At 36.0% G+C, this 19,199-nt stretch carries 21 protein-coding genes; 19 read left to right on the top strand and 2 right to left on the bottom strand.

What is annotated here, in order from left to right:
• Positions 1-81 precede the first annotated feature (81 nt).
• From EUBDOL_RS03410 to EUBDOL_RS03375, 8 genes are all read left to right on the top strand, one after another.
• Positions 82-525, top strand: a complete 444-nt coding sequence (locus EUBDOL_RS03410) for a PTS sugar transporter subunit IIA (RefSeq protein ID WP_004798513.1) — start codon at positions 82-84, stop codon at positions 523-525.
• Entirely contained in the window at positions 507-986 is a 480-nt protein-coding gene (locus tag EUBDOL_RS03405; RefSeq protein ID WP_004798511.1) for a PTS system mannose/fructose/N-acetylgalactosamine-transporter subunit IIB, read from the top strand. Before EUBDOL_RS03410 ends, EUBDOL_RS03405 begins: the two co-directional genes overlap by 19 nt.
• A 48-nt stretch (positions 987-1,034) precedes the next feature.
• The gene (locus tag EUBDOL_RS03400; protein WP_004798509.1) at positions 1,035-1,820 is read left to right on the top strand and encodes a PTS mannose/fructose/sorbose/N-acetylgalactosamine transporter subunit IIC; all 786 of its coding nucleotides are present in this window, start codon (positions 1,035-1,037) and stop codon (positions 1,818-1,820) included.
• A 1-nt stretch (position 1,821) separates the two neighbouring features.
• Positions 1,822-2,658, top strand: a complete 837-nt coding sequence (locus tag EUBDOL_RS03395; protein WP_004798507.1) for a PTS system mannose/fructose/sorbose family transporter subunit IID — start codon at positions 1,822-1,824, stop codon at positions 2,656-2,658.
• Between the two features lie 66 nt (positions 2,659-2,724).
• Entirely contained in the window at positions 2,725-3,768 is a 1,044-nt protein-coding gene (locus EUBDOL_RS03390; RefSeq protein WP_004798506.1) for a zinc-dependent alcohol dehydrogenase, read from the top strand.
• Positions 3,769-3,776: 8 nt separating this feature from the next.
• Positions 3,777-4,631, top strand: coding sequence for a class II fructose-bisphosphate aldolase (locus EUBDOL_RS03385; RefSeq protein ID WP_004798503.1), 855 nt, complete (start codon positions 3,777-3,779; stop codon positions 4,629-4,631).
• A gap of 11 nt (positions 4,632-4,642) precedes the next feature.
• On the top strand, positions 4,643-6,007 hold the full coding sequence (locus EUBDOL_RS03380) for a sn-glycerol-1-phosphate dehydrogenase (protein WP_004798501.1): 1,365 nt from the start codon (positions 4,643-4,645) through the stop codon (positions 6,005-6,007).
• A 2-nt stretch (positions 6,008-6,009) separates the two neighbouring features.
• Positions 6,010-6,819: an HAD-IIA family hydrolase gene (locus EUBDOL_RS03375; protein WP_004798499.1), complete on the top strand. Its 810-nt coding sequence runs from the start codon at positions 6,010-6,012 to the stop codon at positions 6,817-6,819.
• Between the two features lie 156 nt (positions 6,820-6,975).
• On the opposite strand, the gene EUBDOL_RS03370 is transcribed toward EUBDOL_RS03375, so the two are convergent.
• Positions 6,976-8,052, bottom strand: coding sequence for a LacI family DNA-binding transcriptional regulator (locus EUBDOL_RS03370; protein WP_004798498.1), 1,077 nt, complete (start codon positions 8,050-8,052; stop codon positions 6,976-6,978).
• Positions 8,053-8,297: 245 nt separating this feature from the next.
• Here EUBDOL_RS03370 and EUBDOL_RS03365 point away from each other — a divergent pair, with 245 nt between their 5' ends.
• The 3 genes from EUBDOL_RS03365 to EUBDOL_RS03355 are packed head-to-tail and all read left to right on the top strand — an operon-like array spanning position 8,298 to position 11,352.
• Positions 8,298-9,734, top strand: coding sequence for an NAD(P)/FAD-dependent oxidoreductase (locus EUBDOL_RS03365; RefSeq protein ID WP_004798496.1), 1,437 nt, complete (start codon positions 8,298-8,300; stop codon positions 9,732-9,734).
• Position 9,735: 1 nt separating this feature from the next.
• A complete protein-coding gene (locus EUBDOL_RS03360; RefSeq protein ID WP_004798495.1) occupies positions 9,736-11,001 on the top strand; it encodes an NAD(P)/FAD-dependent oxidoreductase in 1,266 nt (421 codons plus the stop codon).
• 3 nt (positions 11,002-11,004) lie between these two features.
• Positions 11,005-11,352 (top strand): DUF1667 domain-containing protein, encoded by a 348-nt coding sequence (locus tag EUBDOL_RS03355; protein WP_040463092.1) that lies wholly within the window; start codon positions 11,005-11,007, stop codon positions 11,350-11,352.
• Between the two features lie 108 nt (positions 11,353-11,460).
• Here the strand turns inward: EUBDOL_RS03355 and EUBDOL_RS03350 are convergent, their stop codons facing one another.
• On the bottom strand, positions 11,461-12,207 hold the full coding sequence (locus tag EUBDOL_RS03350; RefSeq protein ID WP_004798491.1) for a MurR/RpiR family transcriptional regulator: 747 nt from the start codon (positions 12,205-12,207) through the stop codon (positions 11,461-11,463).
• A 268-nt stretch (positions 12,208-12,475) separates the two neighbouring features.
• Here EUBDOL_RS03350 and EUBDOL_RS03345 point away from each other — a divergent pair, with 268 nt between their 5' ends.
• The 8 genes from EUBDOL_RS03345 to EUBDOL_RS03310 are packed head-to-tail and all read left to right on the top strand — an operon-like array spanning position 12,476 to position 19,123.
• On the top strand, positions 12,476-13,324 hold the full coding sequence (locus EUBDOL_RS03345) for a class II fructose-bisphosphate aldolase (RefSeq protein ID WP_004798490.1): 849 nt from the start codon (positions 12,476-12,478) through the stop codon (positions 13,322-13,324).
• A 9-nt stretch (positions 13,325-13,333) separates the two neighbouring features.
• Complete coding sequence (locus EUBDOL_RS03340) at positions 13,334-14,338, top strand: zinc-dependent alcohol dehydrogenase family protein (RefSeq protein WP_004798489.1); 1,005 nt, start codon at positions 13,334-13,336, stop codon at positions 14,336-14,338.
• 13 nt (positions 14,339-14,351) lie between these two features.
• The gene (locus tag EUBDOL_RS03335; protein WP_040463015.1) at positions 14,352-16,019 is read left to right on the top strand and encodes a PTS system mannose/fructose/sorbose family transporter subunit IID; all 1,668 of its coding nucleotides are present in this window, start codon (positions 14,352-14,354) and stop codon (positions 16,017-16,019) included.
• Positions 16,020-16,038: 19 nt separating this feature from the next.
• The gene (locus EUBDOL_RS03330; protein ID WP_004798485.1) at positions 16,039-16,488 is read left to right on the top strand and encodes a PTS sugar transporter subunit IIA; all 450 of its coding nucleotides are present in this window, start codon (positions 16,039-16,041) and stop codon (positions 16,486-16,488) included.
• Positions 16,460-16,933, top strand: a complete 474-nt coding sequence (locus EUBDOL_RS03325; protein ID WP_040463013.1) for a PTS system mannose/fructose/N-acetylgalactosamine-transporter subunit IIB — start codon at positions 16,460-16,462, stop codon at positions 16,931-16,933. The genes EUBDOL_RS03330 and EUBDOL_RS03325 overlap by 29 nt, the downstream gene beginning before the upstream one ends.
• Positions 16,934-16,955: 22 nt before the next feature.
• Positions 16,956-17,741 carry an SDR family NAD(P)-dependent oxidoreductase gene (locus tag EUBDOL_RS03320; RefSeq protein WP_004798481.1) on the top strand — a complete coding sequence of 262 codons (786 nt, stop codon included), beginning with the start codon at positions 16,956-16,958 and terminating at the stop codon, positions 17,739-17,741.
• A gap of 29 nt (positions 17,742-17,770) precedes the next feature.
• On the top strand, positions 17,771-18,502 hold the full coding sequence (locus EUBDOL_RS03315; protein ID WP_004798480.1) for a GntR family transcriptional regulator: 732 nt from the start codon (positions 17,771-17,773) through the stop codon (positions 18,500-18,502).
• 15 nt (positions 18,503-18,517) lie between these two features.
• The gene (locus EUBDOL_RS03310) at positions 18,518-19,123 is read left to right on the top strand and encodes an AAA family ATPase (RefSeq protein WP_004798478.1); all 606 of its coding nucleotides are present in this window, start codon (positions 18,518-18,520) and stop codon (positions 19,121-19,123) included.
• The last annotated feature ends 76 nt before the right edge of the window (positions 19,124-19,199 follow it).

Here is a 19,199-nt window from a genome sequence, read left to right as displayed (position 1 = left end):
ATATTAAAAAAATAATTTGCTGAAATATCTACTACAATAAAGCTGTCAAATGAAAACGCTCACAAAGAAGGGGTCGTAAATATGAAAATAGTTTTAGTATCGCATGGGTCCTTTTCCAAGGGCTTGTTTGAAACAATGGAAATGGTTTTAGGACCACAGGAGGATTTGTCTTATGTTGGATTATATCCACAAGAAGGAATTGATGCATTGAAGGGCAGAATAGAAGATGAATTTCAGAAAGCAAAGGAAGATGAAGAAATTCTTGTACTAACCGATTTGTTTTATGGAAGTCCATTTAATGCAGTAGTTCAGCTGATGAATGACTATGATGTGTACCATCTTACCGGTATTAACGTTCCACTGTTAATGGAAATCCTATTGATGCGTGGCAATGGAAAGTGTGCTGCGGAAATTTGTGAAGAAGCTATAAAGTTAGCTAACGAAACAGTGAAGGACGTAAAAAAATATTTAACCGATTTATTAGCATTAGAGGAGGGTGATGAAGAATGCGAAACGTCGTTTTAGCTCGTGTAGATGATCGTTTGATACACGGTGAAGTTGTTACTGCTTGGACACCAAGTTTAAGTGCCAATCGCATTGTGATTGTAGATGATGTCGTAGCAGCGGATAAGTTTAATAAGCGGGTGCTGATGGCCTTGGCACCGGCAGGAACAAAGGTGGCTGTTTTGACTGTGGAAGGGGCTGCGAAAGCTTTACAGAAACCGGATCCGGGGAATGAACGAGTTATTGTTTTAACGAAAACACCTATTGTATTTGAACAACTTATTGATGCCGGAGTAGCTATCAAGGAGGTTTGTTTAGGTGGCATGGGGATTCGTGGTGATCGTAAGCCGTTTATTAACAATGTTTCGGCAAGTCCAGAGGAAGTGGATTCCATTCGTCGAATGAAAAATGAAAAAGGAGTCAATGTGTATTATCAATTAGTACCGGAACAGAAGGTCATCGATATTTCCAATTTGTTATAGCGATGCATTCTGTAAAAGACATAAGAAATAATAGAGAGGAGAGTAATTATGTCAATTTTACAGGCAATACTTTTAGGGGTCTTGTATTGGATTGGAGAAGCAAACTTGCCATTTGTAGGACTATGGACCGTACAGCGTCCGCTTGTGTGTGGTTGGATTGCTGGACTTATTTTAGGAGATTCGTTAAAGGGAGCCATGGTAGGTGCTTCTATTAACTTGGTATATTTGGGGTTTATCTCTGCAGGGGGTTCCATGCCAGCCGATATGGCATTAGCGGGAACGTTAGGTGCAGCATTTGCGATTACCGGAGATCTTGATGCGGAAACAGCTTTAGCATTGGCAGTTCCAATCGGATTGTTGGGAACTTTGGTTTGGAATACACGTATGACATTAGATTCCTTCTTTGTTCATTTAGGGGATAAGTTTGTTGAAAAAGAACAATACAATAAGATTTGGATTGTAAATATTCTATTGCCGCAAATCATGTCCGCAATCATTTGTGTGGTACCGGCAACTTTGGCAGCTTATTTTGGTGCTGCTTATGTAGAGGATTTTATTACCATGCTATCCGGAACACCGTTAAAGATTTTCCAAATCATTGGTGGATTGATGCCGGCACTTGGAATAGCGATTACATTGCAATACATCTTTAAGGGAGAGAGTCGTGTGTTCTTATTCTTGGGATTTGTAGTTGCGGTGTATTCCGGGCTTGCATTGTTGCCACTTGGAATCTTAGCATTGCTTTGTTCTATTGTTTACGTACAGTTGCATTTTAAAGGCGGTAGTGAAAAGGGTAATATTGCCCAAGAAGCTGAGTTAGAGGAGGATTTCTAAAATGGCAGAGAAAGCAAAACATATTATTCCTAAAAAAGCGTTATATCATGCAGCTTTTAATTGGGAAACATGGGTACAGACAAACTATAACTATGAACGTATGATGGGAATGGCTTGCGGTCATACTTTTGTACCGATCATTCAATATTTATATAAAGATGACCCTAATGGGAATGAGAAGCGCAAAGAAGTCATGCAGCGTGAGATGGAGTTCTTTAATGTACACCCAGAATTCGGTTCTTGCATTTTAGGTATGGCGATAGCCTTAGAAGAACAGAAATCCTTGGGAGAGCCGATTCCGGGAGAATTTATAACATCGTTGAAAACATCTTTAATGGGACCTTTGGCAGGTATCGGAGATACGATTTGGCAAGGAGTATTGATTCCGATTTTATTGGCAATCTGCATTGATATTACATTAACCGGAACGGTTTGGGGAGCAGTTGCTTATCTGGTTTTGATGCTGGCAATCACATATATCTTCAGCTTTGCAAATTTCTTCTTCGGTTATAAACAAGGCTCAGAGGCAATTATGGATTTCTTGGAGAAAGGAATCTTGGATAAATTACTGTTAGGTGCACAAGTAATGGGCTGTATGGTGATGGGTGGATTGATTGCTAACTATGTGAAGCTATCTTGTGGATTGGAAATTGTTACATCTGGGTCTACCTTTAATGTACAGGAACAATTGTTTGACGCAGTAATGCCGGGGATTTTACCGTTTGCATTCACTATGTTGGTATATTGGTTGATGAAAAAGCGTTGGACTTCATTAAAAATTATTGCGCTTATTGTTGTTATCGGTATCGTTGGTGGCGTAACTGGTATTTTAGCTTAAGTATTATGAAGTAAAGGACCGGTGTACGGTCCTTTCTGTTTAAAAAATGTAAGGAGGGTTACAGAAATGAAAGCATGTGTATTGGAAAGACCTCAAAAATATTCTATTCAAGATATACCTATGCCGAAGGTAGGAGCTGATGAAGTTCTTGTACGGATTTTGGTTTCCGGTATTTGTGTCAATGATGTTCGTGATTATAAAGGATCCAAATGGAGCTATCCACGGATAGGAGGACACGAATACAGTGCGGTTATTGAAAAAATAGGAGAAGATGTACCAAAAGAAAGTTTTAAGATAGGTGATAAGGTTATTGCATATATTATTGATGATTGTGGGATTTGTTATGATTGTAAACATAATCATGAAAACATTTGCGAAAGCTTTACTAAAAGTAAAGCCTACTATAACCCTAATGGGTATTCCGGATTTTATGGTTTTTCCGAATATGCGGTAGTAAAAGCAAGAAATCTATATGTATATCCCAAAGCTACACCTGATGAAGAAGCTGCATTTAGTGAACCGTTGGCTTGCGTGTTAAATAGTATTCAGCGTTCACACATAAAGATGGGCGATGATGTTGTTGTTATCGGTGGCGGTGTTATGGGGTTATTGCATGTTTTGTGTGCAAAATTGCAGGGAGCACGTGTTATCTTAAGCGAGGTAGATGCAAAACGAAGGGAATTTGGATTAAAACTAGGCGCCGATGAAGTAATTGATCCGTTAAGTAGTGATCCGATTCAGCAGGTTCGTGATTTAACCGGCGGCAGAGGGGCTGATGTAGTCGAGAATACGACAGCAATTCCTTCGGTTGCCATACAAGCGATTGAAATGTGTGCTAAGAACGGCATCGTGAATATGTTTAGCTCTATTCACCCAAATGAACCGATTTTAGTTGATGCAGGGCGTTTGCATTCTCAGGAAATTACCATTACGGGAACGCAAAACGGAACTGTCGAAACATTCGCAAGGGCAATTGATTGTATTTCGAAAAGAATTATTGATGTTAGGCCTTTGATTGAAAAGATTTTTGATTATCAAGATATAGAAGAAGCCATAGAATATGCAAGTCGCAGTGATACGTATAAAGTCATGCTGAGATTTTCGAAATAGGAGGTACTATGCTAGTTACTTTAAAGGATATATATCCGATTGCACAAGAAAAACAAATGGCAATCGGAGCGTTTAATGTCGTAGCTTTAGAAAATATAGTAGCTGTTATTGAAACGGCTGAGAAGCTTAATGTTCCGGTAATTCTTGCTTTTGCGCAGACACATGAAGAAAATCAGGTAGCAAGCTTAGATATTTTAGGACCAATCATGGTCATGGCCGCAAAAACCTCTAGTGTTCCGGTAGCAGTACACTTAGACCATGGTATTAGTGAAGCATATATTGAGAAAGCCTTGAAGATGGGATTTCGTTCGGTTATGTTTGATGGATCTTCTTTGCCATTTGATGAAAATGTCGAAATGACCAAAAGAGTCGTGGAAATGGCTCATCGCTATGGGGCAAGTGTAGAGGGTGAGATAGGTAAAATGGCAGGAGTTACACTTAATCATGAAGGAATTACAGAAAATCGTAAATCCAAACGTAGTAATTATACAGATCCGGATCAAGCAAAACGATTTGTGGAATTGACCGGTGTAGATTGTTTAGCTTGTTCCTTCGGTACCGTTCACGGAGAATATTTTTCAAAACCGGATATTGATTTTGAATTGGTTAAAGTCTTGAGTGAAGCAGCCCAAGTTCCTCTTGTTATGCATGGGGGAAGTGGTGTTAGCCATGAAGATTATAAAAGGGTAATTAAAAATGGTGTACGGAAAATCAATTATTTTACGTATATGGATAAAGCCGGTGGTGAAGGTATTAATGCTATCTATCCGATTCAATATTATCACGAAGCTCTACGTGCCGGACAAAAAGCGATGCAAAAAGATGTAGAAGCAGCTATGCGTTGCTTTGCGAATATGGATTAAGGAGGCTTACTATGAAAATTGATGTAAATAAGTTTACTATAAATGATTATTTGGGGCATGAATTTATATGCGATTGTGGAAGAACACATAGCACTTGTTTAGAGAAAGTGGCTGTAAAAGAATATGTAAAAGATGATATTGCGGATTTTTTACATAAACATAGTTATCATACTATTTATTTGATTGAGGATACCAATACGAAACAAGCGTTTGGAGCACAGCTAGAAGCATTTTTAAACAAACAAGGCTTTGTGGTAGATACTGTTTGTTTGCTTGGTGATGTGGTTCCTGATGAGGAGGCAGTATTTACCATATTTGCGAATCTTCAAAGAAGGTACGATTATATCTTAGGTGTCGGATCAGGAACATTAAATGATTTAAGCAAATTTATCTCTTTTAAGCTTCAGTTGGACTATGGGATTGTTGCCACTGCACCAAGCATGGACGGATTTGCATCAGTAGGTGCTGCGTTGATTACACATGATTTAAAGACTACGTATGATTGTCATGTACCTACTGCTATTTTTGGGGATTTGAATGTTTTGGCAAATGCACCGCTAGAAATGATAAAGGCGGGATTAGGAGACATCGTTGGGAAATATAGCTGTTTGGTAGATTGGAAGATTTCACATATTATCAACGAAGAATATTATTGTCCGACAATCGTAGAAATGGTGTATAAATCTATTCAAGAAGTTGTAGAAAATGCTGATGGTGTGCTTAAACGAGATAAAAAAGCCGTAAAAGCGATTACGGAGGCATTGATTGAAACAGGAATGGCAATGGGATTTGTAGGGAATTCCCGACCGGCTTCAGGAAGTGAACACCATGTTTCGCATTATTGGGAAATGAAGTTTTTGTTTGCTCATCGTAAGGCTGTATTCCATGGTACCAAAGTCGGTTTAGCAACACCGGGCGTAATTGCTTTATGGAAGCAGTTGGCTAAGGAAGATATTGATTTTGATGGTTGCAAAGCAAAAGTCGCAAGTTTCGACCAAAAAGCGTGGGAGCGATGCGTGCGTGATCACTTTGAAGGAGCTGCACAAGGAGTTATCGAATTGGAACAAAAAGCTGGCAAGAATGATATTGAAAAAGCTAAGCAACGCATCGATCATATTCAAAAGCATTGGGATACAATAAAAGATGTTATTGTAAATGAGTTGCCGGATCCTGTTAAGATTATTCAAATTTTAAAAGCAATTGATGCGCCATATCGTCCAATAGACGTAGGTATTGAAGATTCCTTAGTTAAAGATAGTTTGATTCTTGCTAAGGAAGTGCGTGTGCGCTATGGCTTGCTGCAATTGCTATGGGATTTAGGATATTTAGATGCATATAGCCAAGACTTTGTGGATTTTTATAAAGGAATTAAATAATTATGATAAAAAAGGATTTGATAGAGATTAAAAAGCATTTGGAAAAAATCAAGGTGTTTATTTTAGATATGGACGGAACGATTTATTTAGGCAATGATTTATTTCCATGTACACTGCCGTTTTTGAATAAAGTTAAGGAAACGAAACGAGATTATTATTTTTTTACAAACAATTCTTCGAAAAGTGTAAACGTATATCTAAATAAACTAGAAAAAATGAAGATTCCGATTAAAGAGGATCATATGATGGTTTCTACTCATGTAATCATGCAATATTTAAAGCAGCATCATTTTAATGAAACTGTTTATATCGTTGGAACATCAGCACTATTAGAAGAGTTTCAAAAACAGGGATTTGTTATTGATGAAAAGGATCCGGATATCGTGATACTAGGCTTTGATACATCATTAACATACGAAAAATTAGAAAAAGCTTGTATGTGGATTCGCCATGGTAAAACGTATTATGGCATCAATCCAGATTTAAATTGTCCGATTGAAGGCGGAGAGTTTATTCCCGATTGTGGTTCTATGGCGAAGCTTATTGAAGCCAGCACCGGAAAATATCCGGAGTTTTTTGGAAAACCAAGTCATAGGACATTAGACTATATTATTGAAAAAACGGGATTTTCCGGAGAGGAGATTGCTATTGTAGGGGATCGCTTATATACCGATATTGCTGTTGCTGATAAAAGCGATGTAACAAGTATTTTGGTATTAAGCGGAGAAACAAAAGAAAAGGATATTTTAGAAAGTGAAATAAAACCGGATATTCTTGTAGAAGACATAGGGGTGCTTTCTACACTTTTATAAATACTGTATAGGGGATAGTATATAGTATTAGGCAAAGGTATTTTAAGTATAAAGGAAGGCTTTAAGTATCATTTAAGATAAAAAACCGGATATTCGTTAGAGATGTATGAACAATCTAGCGGCTATCCGGTTTTTATACGATAAGCAATCATGATATTATTTGATATTTTTTTGACTAGATTTACGAATAATCAACTTAGGTTCATATTCCATTCGAATCGTTTTTCGTGTACGCGAAGATTCCTTTTTTTTATTGGCAATTAAATCTACTGCTTCCTTGCCTTTCTCATTTGAACAATGCTCAATCGTTGTTAAAGAAATGATTTCACTCGCAGCTAAGGGAATATTATCAAATCCGCATACCGCATAATCCTTGGGAATGGAATGACCAGCATCTTTTAAAGCAGCCATGATGCCGATAGCAGTCATATCGTTATTTCCAACAAAAGCGGTATAGGGGTGCTTGGTTTGTAAAATTTCACTGCATAATTGATAGCCATTCATATATTCTTGGTTTTCGTAAGGGTAGTTCATAAAGATTTCATGTGTTGATGTATAGCATTCAATATGAACCGGATCATGAACGTTGTTCGATGCTTGTTTCAACCCCTCATAGCGATCGTTTCGACCGATTTCTTTATCTGACATCGGACTTGAAATATAGGCAATGTTACGATGACCCAACGCTAGTAAATGCTGTCCGACAAGCTTTCCGGATTTAATAGAATTCAGTTCAATCGTATCAAAAACACTTCCGCTTGGTTTATCTCCAATTTCAACAATAATGGTAGATTTTGCCAATTCGTTTATCATTTCGATATTACCTGCTGCAGGAGGATATAAAAAGATAATGCCGGTTGGCTGTACGGTTTTTAAATAATATAAATATTCTTTTTCCAAGCTTGCCTCGCGTAAGGTAGTGAGGGTAAAAATATGATAATGGTATCTTTTCGCTTGTTTACAAATATTAGAAATGATGACAGAATAATAAGCGTTTGTTACATTCGGAGAAAAGATAACGATCGTATCTAAAAGTGTTTTTTTATTCACCTTTTTCTTATTGGCTTTCGGTTTTACATAATGATATTTTTTGGCCGCCTCTTTCACTAACCGAACAGTTTCATCTTTAAAGCTGACATCGGATTTTCCGCTTAATATCATAGATACCGTTGTTTGAGAAACACCGGTGATTTGTGCGATATCACGTGTTGTAATCTTGTTTCTTTTTCCCATAATGTACCTCCTTTTGATTTATTTTGATTAATAAGTGATTTTTAATCAAAATGTTAATCACATAATTAGTATGTCATGAAAGATGCAGAAAATCAACGGATTTATGTAAGCGGATAACTTTTATTTTAGTAATCAAAATTTTGATTACTAAAAAGACAGTAGTATTTGGCTGTTACATAATTTGACTTTTCTTATGAATTCCACTATTTTAAAGCTGTAAATATTGATTCTAGGGAGGTACGTATATGTACGATTGTGTGATTATCGGAGCGGGGATAAGCGGAGCTTCGTTAGCATTTGAGTTAAGTAAGTATCAGGGGAGCGTTTTATTGTTGGAAAAGAATAATGATGTTGCCGATGAAACAACAAAAGCAAATAGCGCCATTATTCATGCAGGATATGATCCTGAAAACGGAACATATATGGCAAAGTATAATGTTGAAGGCAATAAGCTGATTCCGAAAATTTGCGAGGATTTAGATGTACATTGTAAAAAAATCGGTTCTTTAGTAGTAGCGTTTGAAAAAGAAGAACTTGCAACTTTACATGCTATCTACGAACGCGGTCTACAAAACGGTGTTGAGGGAATGCACATCATAGATCAAGAAGAACTGCAAGAAATGGAGCCAAATATAAATCCTAATGCCATTGCGGCATTGTATGCACCGACAGCTTGTATCGTCAATCCATGGGAGCTGGCTATTGCTTATAGTGAACTGGCAATTCAAAATGGTGTGGATCTTCATTTGGAGGAAGCTGTTACTGCTATTCAAAAGCAAGCTGATTATTTTTTGGTAACAACCGAAAAAGGCGTTTATGAAGCGAAAACAGTTGTAAATGCTGCAGGAGTTGCCTGTGAGAAGATAACTTCCATGGTAATGGAACCGGAATATCATATTCAGCCAAACAAAGGTGAATATTATTTGTTAGATAAAACACAAGGAGGACTTGTGCATCACGTTATTTTCCAATGTCCGACAGCAAAGGGAAAAGGAATTCTTGTAGCTCCTACGGTACATGGTAATTTAATCGTAGGACCGACAAGTGAAAATTGTGGAGAAACGGATACAGCGACTACCTTAGAAGGCTTATCCTTTGTAAAGGAAAAAGCTTTGAAGTCTGTACCGAATATTAATTTCAGAGAAAATATCCGCACATTCTGCGGTATTCGAGCAAGAAGTAGTGATTATCATGATTTTGTAATTGGTGAATCCAAGGTTTCAGGATTTTATCAGATAGCAGGAATGAAATCTCCGGGCTTATCAAGTGCCAGTGCGATTGCAATTGATATGGTAAAAGCAATACAGACAAAGGGTTTATTTACCGAAAGCAATCCAAATGCAAAAGTTACAAGGAAACTTGTTCGTTTTCAAGAGATGTCGCATGCTGAAAGAGCACAGTGGATCGAAAAGCACCCCCAATACGGACGTATTATTTGCCGTTGTGAAACAATTAGCGAAGGGGAAATCATTGATGCTCTTCATCGAAGTCCAACCGTAGCATCACTTGATGCAATCAAAAGACGATGCAATACGGGAATGGGAAGATGTCAAGGTGGATTCTGCGGACCACGTGTACAGGAAATTATTGCCAGGGAGTTAAATATTTCGCAAGAAGATGTTTTGAAGGACAAGAAAGGTTCTTTGGTTCTGCTTGGACAAACCAAAGAAATAGGTGATTAGTATGAAGCAACAATATGATGTAATTGTTATTGGCGGGGGTCCGGCAGGATTGGCAAGTGCGATTGCTGCTAGTGAACATGGTGCAAATAAGGTTTTGGTAATTGAAAGAGATAAAGAGCTTGGTGGAATTTTAAATCAGTGTATTCATAATGGATTTGGACTACATCATTTTAAAGAGGAATTGACAGGACCGGAATATGCCGGGAAGTATGTGGATTTGCTTAAGAAAACGAATGTCGAAATTTTATTGGATACCATGGTGATTGAGATTGATACAAATAAAACTGTTTACTGTACCAGTGAAACACATGGCTATATGGTGTTGCAGGCAAAAGCTTTGATTTTGAATATGGGTTGTCGAGAACGAACACGAGGAGCCATTGCGATACCGGGGGATCGTCCTGCCGGTGTATTTACAGCAGGAGCTGCACAGCGATATGTGAATGTAGAAGGCTATATGCCGGGAAAACGTGTAGTTATTTTAGGAAGTGGAGATATCGGTTTGATTATGGCCAGACGTATGACATTGGAGGGTGCAAAGGTGTTGGCGTGTGTAGAATTGATGCCTTATTCAAATGGTTTAAATCGAAATATTGTGCAATGCTTAAATGATTACGATATACCGCTCTATCTATCCCATACGATTACCGATATCCAAGGGAAAAACCGCGTGGAAAAGGTAATTGTATCCAAGGTAGACGAACATAAAAATCCGATTCCCGGAACCGAAATCGAATTTGCATGTGATTGTGTGTTATTGTCCGTAGGATTGATTCCGGAAAACGAATTAACAAGACAGGCTTCGATTGAAATGGACCCGCGGACAAACGGACCGGTGGTTTATGAAAATATGGAAACAAGCATACCCGGTATTTTTGCGTCCGGCAATGTTGTGCATGTCCATGATTTGGTTGATTTTGTCAGTGCGGAAAGTGAAAAGGCAGGAAAAGCAGCAGGAGAATACATTCAGCATGGTGCGTTCCATAGCGAAAGAGTTTTGAATACAAAGCCGGGAGATTGTATAGGCTATATTGTACCGCAGAGGATTCGCTTTGATGCTGTGGATCAGGGAGTAGAATTGTCATTCCGTGTGCGCAATGTCGGTGAAAATGTTGCTATCGAGGTTCGAGATGAACATAAGATTATAGCAAGGTTTAAAAGGGAACACGTAGCACCGGGAGAAATGGAAAAAGTGATGATTCCCAAGATTTTGATGGATAAAATAGAAGGCGATACATTAACTGTATCTTTAAAACAGGAGGACTAAATGATGAAAGAGCTGATTTGTATTGTTTGTCCCAAGGGCTGTCATTTAAAAGTAGATGAAACCAATGATTACTCTGTTACAGGCAATAGTTGTCCTAAGGGAGCTGAGTATGGGCATAAAGAACTAGTGAATCCGACACGTACGATTACCACTACAGTTCAACTGTTAAATTCGAAAGAAAGACGTGTCAGTGTGAAAACGAGCTGTGATGTTGCGAAAGATAAGATTTTTGAAATCATGCAGATTATCAATCAGGTTCAGGCAAAAGCACCGTTGCATCGAGGTGATGTATTGATAAAGCATATTTGTCAAAGTGATGCGGATTTAATTGTTACTAAAGATGTTGATTAAAGAAAACCAGATGAAATATTGTGATTAGTCATCATAATAAATCATATGGTTTTCTTATGCTATTGGATATGAGAAAGTAAAAAATATAGAATAAGATATAGGCTTTAACTATTGTCCAAGATATTCAATAATTGTTCGTGTGATAATCAATAAAGGTATTCTTGAGTATACAGTCATTCCGCTAGCTTTCATAATTTGTTCTGAATGACCGTAAATGATGATATCTGAAAAGTTTTCTAATTCGCAAGGAGATTTACAACAACAACTTATTACTTTAGCACCTTTTCTTTTGGCGGCTCTAGCCGATGTAGCAAGCTCAGGTGTTGTATTTCGTACAGATAAAATAAAAACAACATCATTTGTATTTACGATTCGCTCTGTATTTTCCATCCATTTTACATCTTTAACAATAATTGCATTGTAACCTAATAACTGTAAATACATTTGGAATTCTTCGGCAATTAATGCGGTAAAGCCTCTAGAAAAAATAAAAATTCTTTTTGCGGTTTTCATAAATTCAATAGTCTGTAACATAGCAACAGGGCTAATATTATCAATTGTTTTTGTACTTTCACGATAAGATTTTGAAAGAATATTATTAACACCGTAACTAGATTCGTGATGATTTTTCATTTGTTCTTGTTGAGATATAGCAAAGCGTAATTGCGAGATTCCTTGATAACCACATTTTTGGATAGTGCGGGAAACAGTTGATTGAGATGTAAAAGTCTTTTCGGCAATATTGGTAATACTCATATAGGGTATTTTTTCTTCATTTTGATTAAGGAATTGAATAACACCTTTTTCGGCTTCAGAAAGTTTTTCATAAATGGTTTTGTCAATTTGAATAAACATAATGTAACCTCCTAATAATGCGATAATATTGTATCATGAATAAGCATTCATGAAGGTGTTGTTTTTTTAATTTTTAGAATGCATTTTCATACAGAAAACGAGGTAATTTAATATTAATTAAGTATAATATGGGTGTAGTCAAAACATACGTATATTTTGATATTATGATGTCCGTATATTTCAGCAAATTTAATGCTGAGATGGATGCAATTTCTATATAGAAGAATAGTGTTATTCTTTTATATTATTGTAATCAAAGGAGGAAATTATGTATATCACATTAAAAGAAACATTAAAGGAAGCAGATGAGTTGAATATGGCGATTGGTGCATTCAATACGCATAATTTAGAAATGCTTCCGGCAATTATAAAAGCAGCAGTAAATCAAAAAACTCCTGTCATTATACAAACAAGCTGCGGTACTGCGAATTATGTGGGACATAAAAATCTTGTTGCTGTTTGTCGTTCAATGGCAGATGAATATGGCATAAATGTTGTATTACATTTAGATCACGCAAAAGATTTTGATGAGATTAGGAAAGCGATTGATGCAGGTTATAGTTCTGTAATGTTTGATGGATCTTCGCTTCCACTTAAAGAAAATATTTTGGGAACTAAAAGAGTGGTGGATTATGCAAAACTGCATAATGTAAGTGTCGAAGCGGAGTTAGGAACTGTTGGTGGTACTGAAGATGGTATTGCGGTAGCTCAAGAAGATGTTCGTTATACAGAGCCAGAAGATGCTGTTAATTTTATAAAAGAAACTGGAATAGATGCTTTAGCGGTAGCGATTGGAACGAACCACGGTCAGTATAAGTCAAAAACAAACCTTAATTTTGATAGATTAAAGGAAATACACAATGCGGTAAATATTCCTTTGGTAATTCATGGAGGAACAGGTGTAAAAGAAAAAGATGTGAAACGTGTAATTAATTTAGGTATTCGCAAATTTAATGTTGGTACAGAGTTGCTTGTTGAATGGAATAGAAAGTCAAAAGAATGTTATGAAGAGCATCGAGAAAATATATCAAATCGCGAAAATGTAGTTCCTTGTTTAGATATTATAACTGAAATAGTTGAACATAAAATTCATCTGTTTAAAAATTTAGATAATTGAGGTTAAAATATGAAAGCAGGTTATTATGTAGGAAATTTTGAATATGAGGTACGCGATATTCCAGATCGAGATCCAAAATCAGATGAAGTAAAAATTCGAGTTGCATGGTGTGGATTGTGTGGTACTGATATTCATAAATTTCAAGGAAAAAATGGAGCAAGTGTGGTAATTCCACCAATTATTTTGGGACATGAATGTTCAGGTATAGTAACAGCGGTTGGACCAAAGTGTAAATATTTTAAAGTTGGCGATCGCGTTGCTTGTGATCCAAGTTGGGGATGTGGAAAATGCATTTGGTGTCAAAGGGGGTTACCAAATTTCTGTTTAGAGCGTCATGGAGTAGCAAAAGGCTTTTCGGAATATGTATATCCACCAGAAAAAAATGTTTATCATATTGCAGACAGCTTAGATTTGGAAAGCGCGGCGTTTACAGAACCATTATCTTGTGCTATTCATGGACTTGATTTGTTAAATATAAAAAGTGGGAAAACAATAGCGATGTATGGTATGGGGGCAATTGGCTCTTTAATGCTTCAACTGATTCGGTTTACAGGTGCTGCTAAAATTATAGTTATTGAACGAGACAAAGCCAAAAGAGAATTAGCTCTCGATCTAGGAGCTACAGTAGCAGTTACGGATCAGGAAATCGAAGAAATTGCAAAAGAAGAAAATATTGATTATGTTGTTGAATGTATAGGATTGAAAGCAACTATGGAGCAAGCAATACAGATAGCAGGTAAAAATGCAAAAGTATTATTATTTGGCTTGGGAGATCCGGAAGAACCAATTAGTTTTAATCAATTTGAAGCTTATACAAAAGAGCTGAGTATATTTACATCATATTTAAATCCGCTTTGTAGCGATAGAGCTGTTCGTTTATTAGAAAGCGGATTGATTGATACAAAGAAAATAGTAAGTGCACGTCTTACTTTAGAAGAAATGGGGAAAGAATTAAAAACATTAGAATATGCCAAAAAAGGAAAAGTTTTAGTTTCAGTTAGTGGAGAACATTGAGGAGGGAATAATTATGATATTATCGGCAGTTTTGGTAGCGTTATTAGCTACAATGGGACAATGGTGGTTCTTTGGGCCAGTTACAAAATGTTTGGTTTATCCTTTAACTACAGGGACATTAGTTGGTTTATTTATGGGAGATCCAATGACAGGTATGATGGCCGGTGCAAATATTCAGTTAATATATTTAGGGTGGATTTCAGCAGGAGGTACAATGCCAAGCAATACGATTGTTGCAGGTATTTTTGGAACAGCCATGACTATTTTATCAGGAGCAGATCCAACAATGGCAGTAACATTTGCTATTCCATTTAGTATGTTTGGTCTGTTGTTGAATCAAGTGTATATGACAGTTAATGCAGCGTGGATTCATCAAGCAGATAAGTTTCTAGAAAAGGGAAATTTACGTGGTGTCCGCCTTATGAATTTTGTTCCATCATTTTTCATGGCGTTTATCTTATACGGTATTCCGGCATTTCTATTAGTAGTATCTGGTAGCAGTTGGGCAACAGATTTAATTAATGCTGTACCAGAGAGTGTCATTAGTGCTTTACAGGTTGTTGGTGGAATAATGCCTGCTTTAGGTATTGCGATGTTGTTAAATTATTTAGGAAAAAAGAAGTTAATCCCGTGGTTCTTTGGCGGTTTCTTCTTGACGGTATATTCTGGATTAGGTTTAACAGCTATTTCAATTTTCTCGGCAATTATCGCTTTAATTATGTATTTAAATAGTAACGATAAACAAAAGCAAGTGGAAACAAAGAAGGTTAAGAGACTTTCGTTAAATAAGAAAACAGAGACAGTGGAAGTTTCACAGCATTTACAGGATGAAATGAACGCAAATACAGCAGAGATTCCAGAATATAAAAAGAAATTATCTAAGAAAACATTAGTTAAAACATGGTTATGGACAACAAGTACAGAGGCTTGTTACAATTATGAGAGATTACAAGCATTAGGAGCAGCCAATTTAATGCTTACTCCAATTCGTGAATTATATGATACGAATGAAGAACGAGTGAATGAATTAAAGAAATACATGGTATTTTACAATTCGGAAGTGTTTACTGTAGGGCCGATTATTAATGGTATTGCATGTTCTATGGAAGAAGCACGAGCAAACGGAGAAAATGTTACAGAAAAGGATATTAATGCGGTTCGAACGGGGTTAATGGGACCTGTTGCAGGTATCGGTGATACAGTGATGCAGGGTATTTTATTTCCAATTCTATTTGGTATTGGCTGTTCAATGGCATTAGATGGAAGTTATTTAGGTCCAATTTTGTCTTTTGCTATCTTTGAATTCTTGATTTTCGGTTGCGGATATTTTATGTTTATGACTGGTTATAAACAAGGGAAAACTTCGTTATTGAAGATTTTAAAGAATGGAACTATTGATCGAATTATTAATTCATTTAGTATTGTTGGGTTAATGGTCGTTGGTTCTATGGCAGCAACTAGGGTTACCGTAAATACACCACTTGCCATTAAAATTGGTGAAGGAAGTACAACGATTCAAAGTGTCTTAGATTCTCTAGCTCCTGGATTGATTCCATTAGGAATTACTATGCTTGTATGGTGGATGTTGAAGAAGAAAATCAATACAGTATGGATTATTATTGCAATTTTCTTGGTAGGCATCATTGGTTATTACACAGGAATTCTTGGATATGTAGGGTAAGAGGTGAATATGCAAAAGTATGGTAAATATTGTTTTGATTAGTCATGGAGGATTTTGCGAGGGGCTGTTAGATAGTTTAAAAATGATTGCTGGTGGAGATTACGGAGTGAGAGCTGTTCCTCTCATTCCGGGAGAATCTCCAGAAACCTATCGAGAAAAATTATCTTTAGTATTAAAAGAGGTAAGTGCTGGTGATATTGCTAATTCTGGAATTATCATTTTATCAGATATTGCAGGAGGAACTCCATTTCAAAGTGCTGCTTATCTTTCTAAAGATTTTAAAATAGGTTTAATTTCAGGAATGAATATGCCAATACTTCTAACACTAGCATTAGAGCGTAACGAAAAAACCACACTTGAAGAACTGATAGAAAAAGTTAATGTTTCAAGTACAGTAGGAGTAAAAGCGACAATAGTAAAAAAAGGAGAGAAAAAACAACGTGCAAAACTTAGTATTAACGAGAATTGATGACCGGTTAATTCATGGTCAAGTAATGACCGCTTGGATAAAAAATAAAAAGGCAGATCAAGTGGTAATTGTTGATGATGGAACAGCTAATGATGAGTATATGATTGAAGTTCTGGAAATGGCAATACCAGAAGAAATTGCAATTGGTATTTTTACAAAAGAAGAAGGAGTACAGTTTTTCGAACAAGGTTTAGATGCACCAACAATTTTACTAGTTAAAGGTCCAGAGGCATTAAATTATCTAGTTGATCACGGTATTCCTATTGATGAGGTCGATGTTGGGGGTATGGGAGCTAGAAATGATCGAAATGTATTGTATAAAAATATTTCGACAAGTGCGGAAGAAAACAAGGCATTTCTACAATTACTAAATAAAAATGTTAATGTTTTTATTCAAGTAATGCCACAAGATAAACCAATTGATATAAAAGAGTACTTAAAATAATAGAGAGTGATGGTGGATAGATATGAATACAGAAAGATTAGATGGGAAAGTAATCATTATTACAGGAGCTAGTAGTGGTATGGGAGCTGCTATGGCAAAAGATTTTGCAGCTCGAGGAGCTAGTATTGCGATTTTTGATTTAGACGAGACAAAAGGAATTAGTGTAGTTAAAGAAATAATTGAAAATCATGGTAAGGCAATCTTTAAAAAGGTAGATGTAACTGATAAATCAGCCATACAAAATGCGACAGATGCTGTAGAAAAAGAATTTGGTAATATCACTTCTTGGGTGAATTCAGCAGGCATAAGTAAAATGCGTCCCTTCTTAAAATGTAGTGAAGAATTGTGGGATTTGACTATTAACGTAAATTTAAAAGCAACTTTTCTGTGTTGCCAAGTAGCGATTGAAAAAATGTTATTGCATGGAGGAGGAACAATCTTGAACATGTCATCTCTTTCCGGTAAGAAACCAAGTGCATGGCAAACTGTTTATTGTGCAAGTAAGTTTGGTGTACAAGGATTAACACAGTCAATTGCCAAGGAATTTGCAGATCAAAATATACGTGTAAATTCTATTTGTCCAGGTATTGTATATACAGAAATGTGGGAAAAACTAAAATATGAATATGCCCAAAAAAAGAATATTGATCCGGAAGAAGTTATGCCGTATTTCAAAAAGAATATTCCGATGCATAGATTAGTGGAGCTACAGGATGTTATTAATGCCGCAATTTTCTTTTTAACAGATAATTCTAGCTATTTAACAGGACAATCTATTAATTTAACGGGAGGAGAATGGATGGATTAAATGAATAGTAAGTGGGGGATAGCATAATAATGGAAACTTTAGATTTTAGCGGCAGACAACAGTTATATTATCAACTTTATAATATTTTGTTTCAAGATATTGTAGGTGGCAAATATCCTGTTGGAAAAATGATACCTGCTGAGAGTGAGTTAATGGAGATTTATCGGATATCTAGAGCAACTGCTAGAAAGGCGGTGGAGTTATTAGCAAATGATGGTTTAGTTAAGAAAAAAAGAGGTTATGGAACTATTGTAATTTCTAATCGACCGAATACATCTCCTCAACGTGTCATTCGTTATGATAGAAAATATAAAGGAGATAGTGTAGCAGCTATTAAAATTACGGTTGAACAAAAAGTTATACCATCATCTGATGAAATAGCACGTTGTCTCCAACTTTCTTATAATGATGATATCATTTGTTTAAAACGTGTTCGTTATGCAGGCGATGAACCACTTTATTTGGAAATAAATTATTTTCAACAGTCATTTGTTCCGGAAATAATGAATCATGATTTTTCAAAAGAATCCCTACGATTATTTTTATCTAATACCTACCAAATTCAATGGCTTTATGCAAAGCAATCAATTTATTCAATAATAGCAAGTGAAGAAATAGCGAAGCTAATGCATATTGATATTGGTACTCCATTACTCTATATACGTCGTATTTCATTTGACAAAGAAAATATACCAAGAGAATGTGTATGTACTTACTATCGAGCGGATACTTATCATTTAGCAATTGAACTTGCTATGTAAAAGAGGAGAAAAAGTATGAAGCAGGCATTAATATTACTTGCAGGATATCCTGGAACTGGTAAAACTTATATGGCAAATATGTTATTAAATAAATTTAAAAATTTTGAAGTTTTATCTCCTGATAAAATTAAAGAAGAATTTTGGGATGCGTATGGTTTTTGCAATGAAGAAGAAAAAGAAAAGTTGATTAAAAAGAGTTGGAATGAATATTATCAAAGATTGAACTGGAAATTAGAAAGAGGTTATAGTTTAATTAGTGATTACCCATTCAGTGATAAGCAACATGATGAGATTCAAGGTATTTGCGGTCGATATTGTATAGAAGTAATTACGATACGAATGGTTGGAGATTTAGATGTTCTATTCAAACGTCAAAAGAAACGCGATTTAGATGATTCACGCCATTTAGGCCATATTCTTAAAGAATATCACCAAGGGACTTGTTTGATGAATCATGAAGAAGCAGATAATTTACTAGATAACGACGAATTTATTAAACGTTGTAAATGTAGAGGCTATGGAACTTTTGAATTAGGAACAACGATAGAACTTGACGTTACGGACTTTACAAAAGTTTCTTATGATAAAATCATGAATGAAATAGCATTGATTTTGAATTAGAATAGAAAATAAATATAGTGTAAAAATAGCAGTATAGTCTGCTATTTTTATCCGATAAGATGTAATTACGTTAAAA

Origin of the sequence: Amedibacillus dolichus DSM 3991, assembly GCF_000154285.1 — a bacterium.
Classification (GTDB): domain Bacteria; phylum Bacillota_I; class Bacilli_A; order Erysipelotrichales; family Erysipelotrichaceae; genus Amedibacillus; species Amedibacillus dolichus.
The sequence above is the reverse complement of the archived record's forward strand: the minus strand, read 5'-3'. Positions and strand labels throughout refer to the sequence as shown.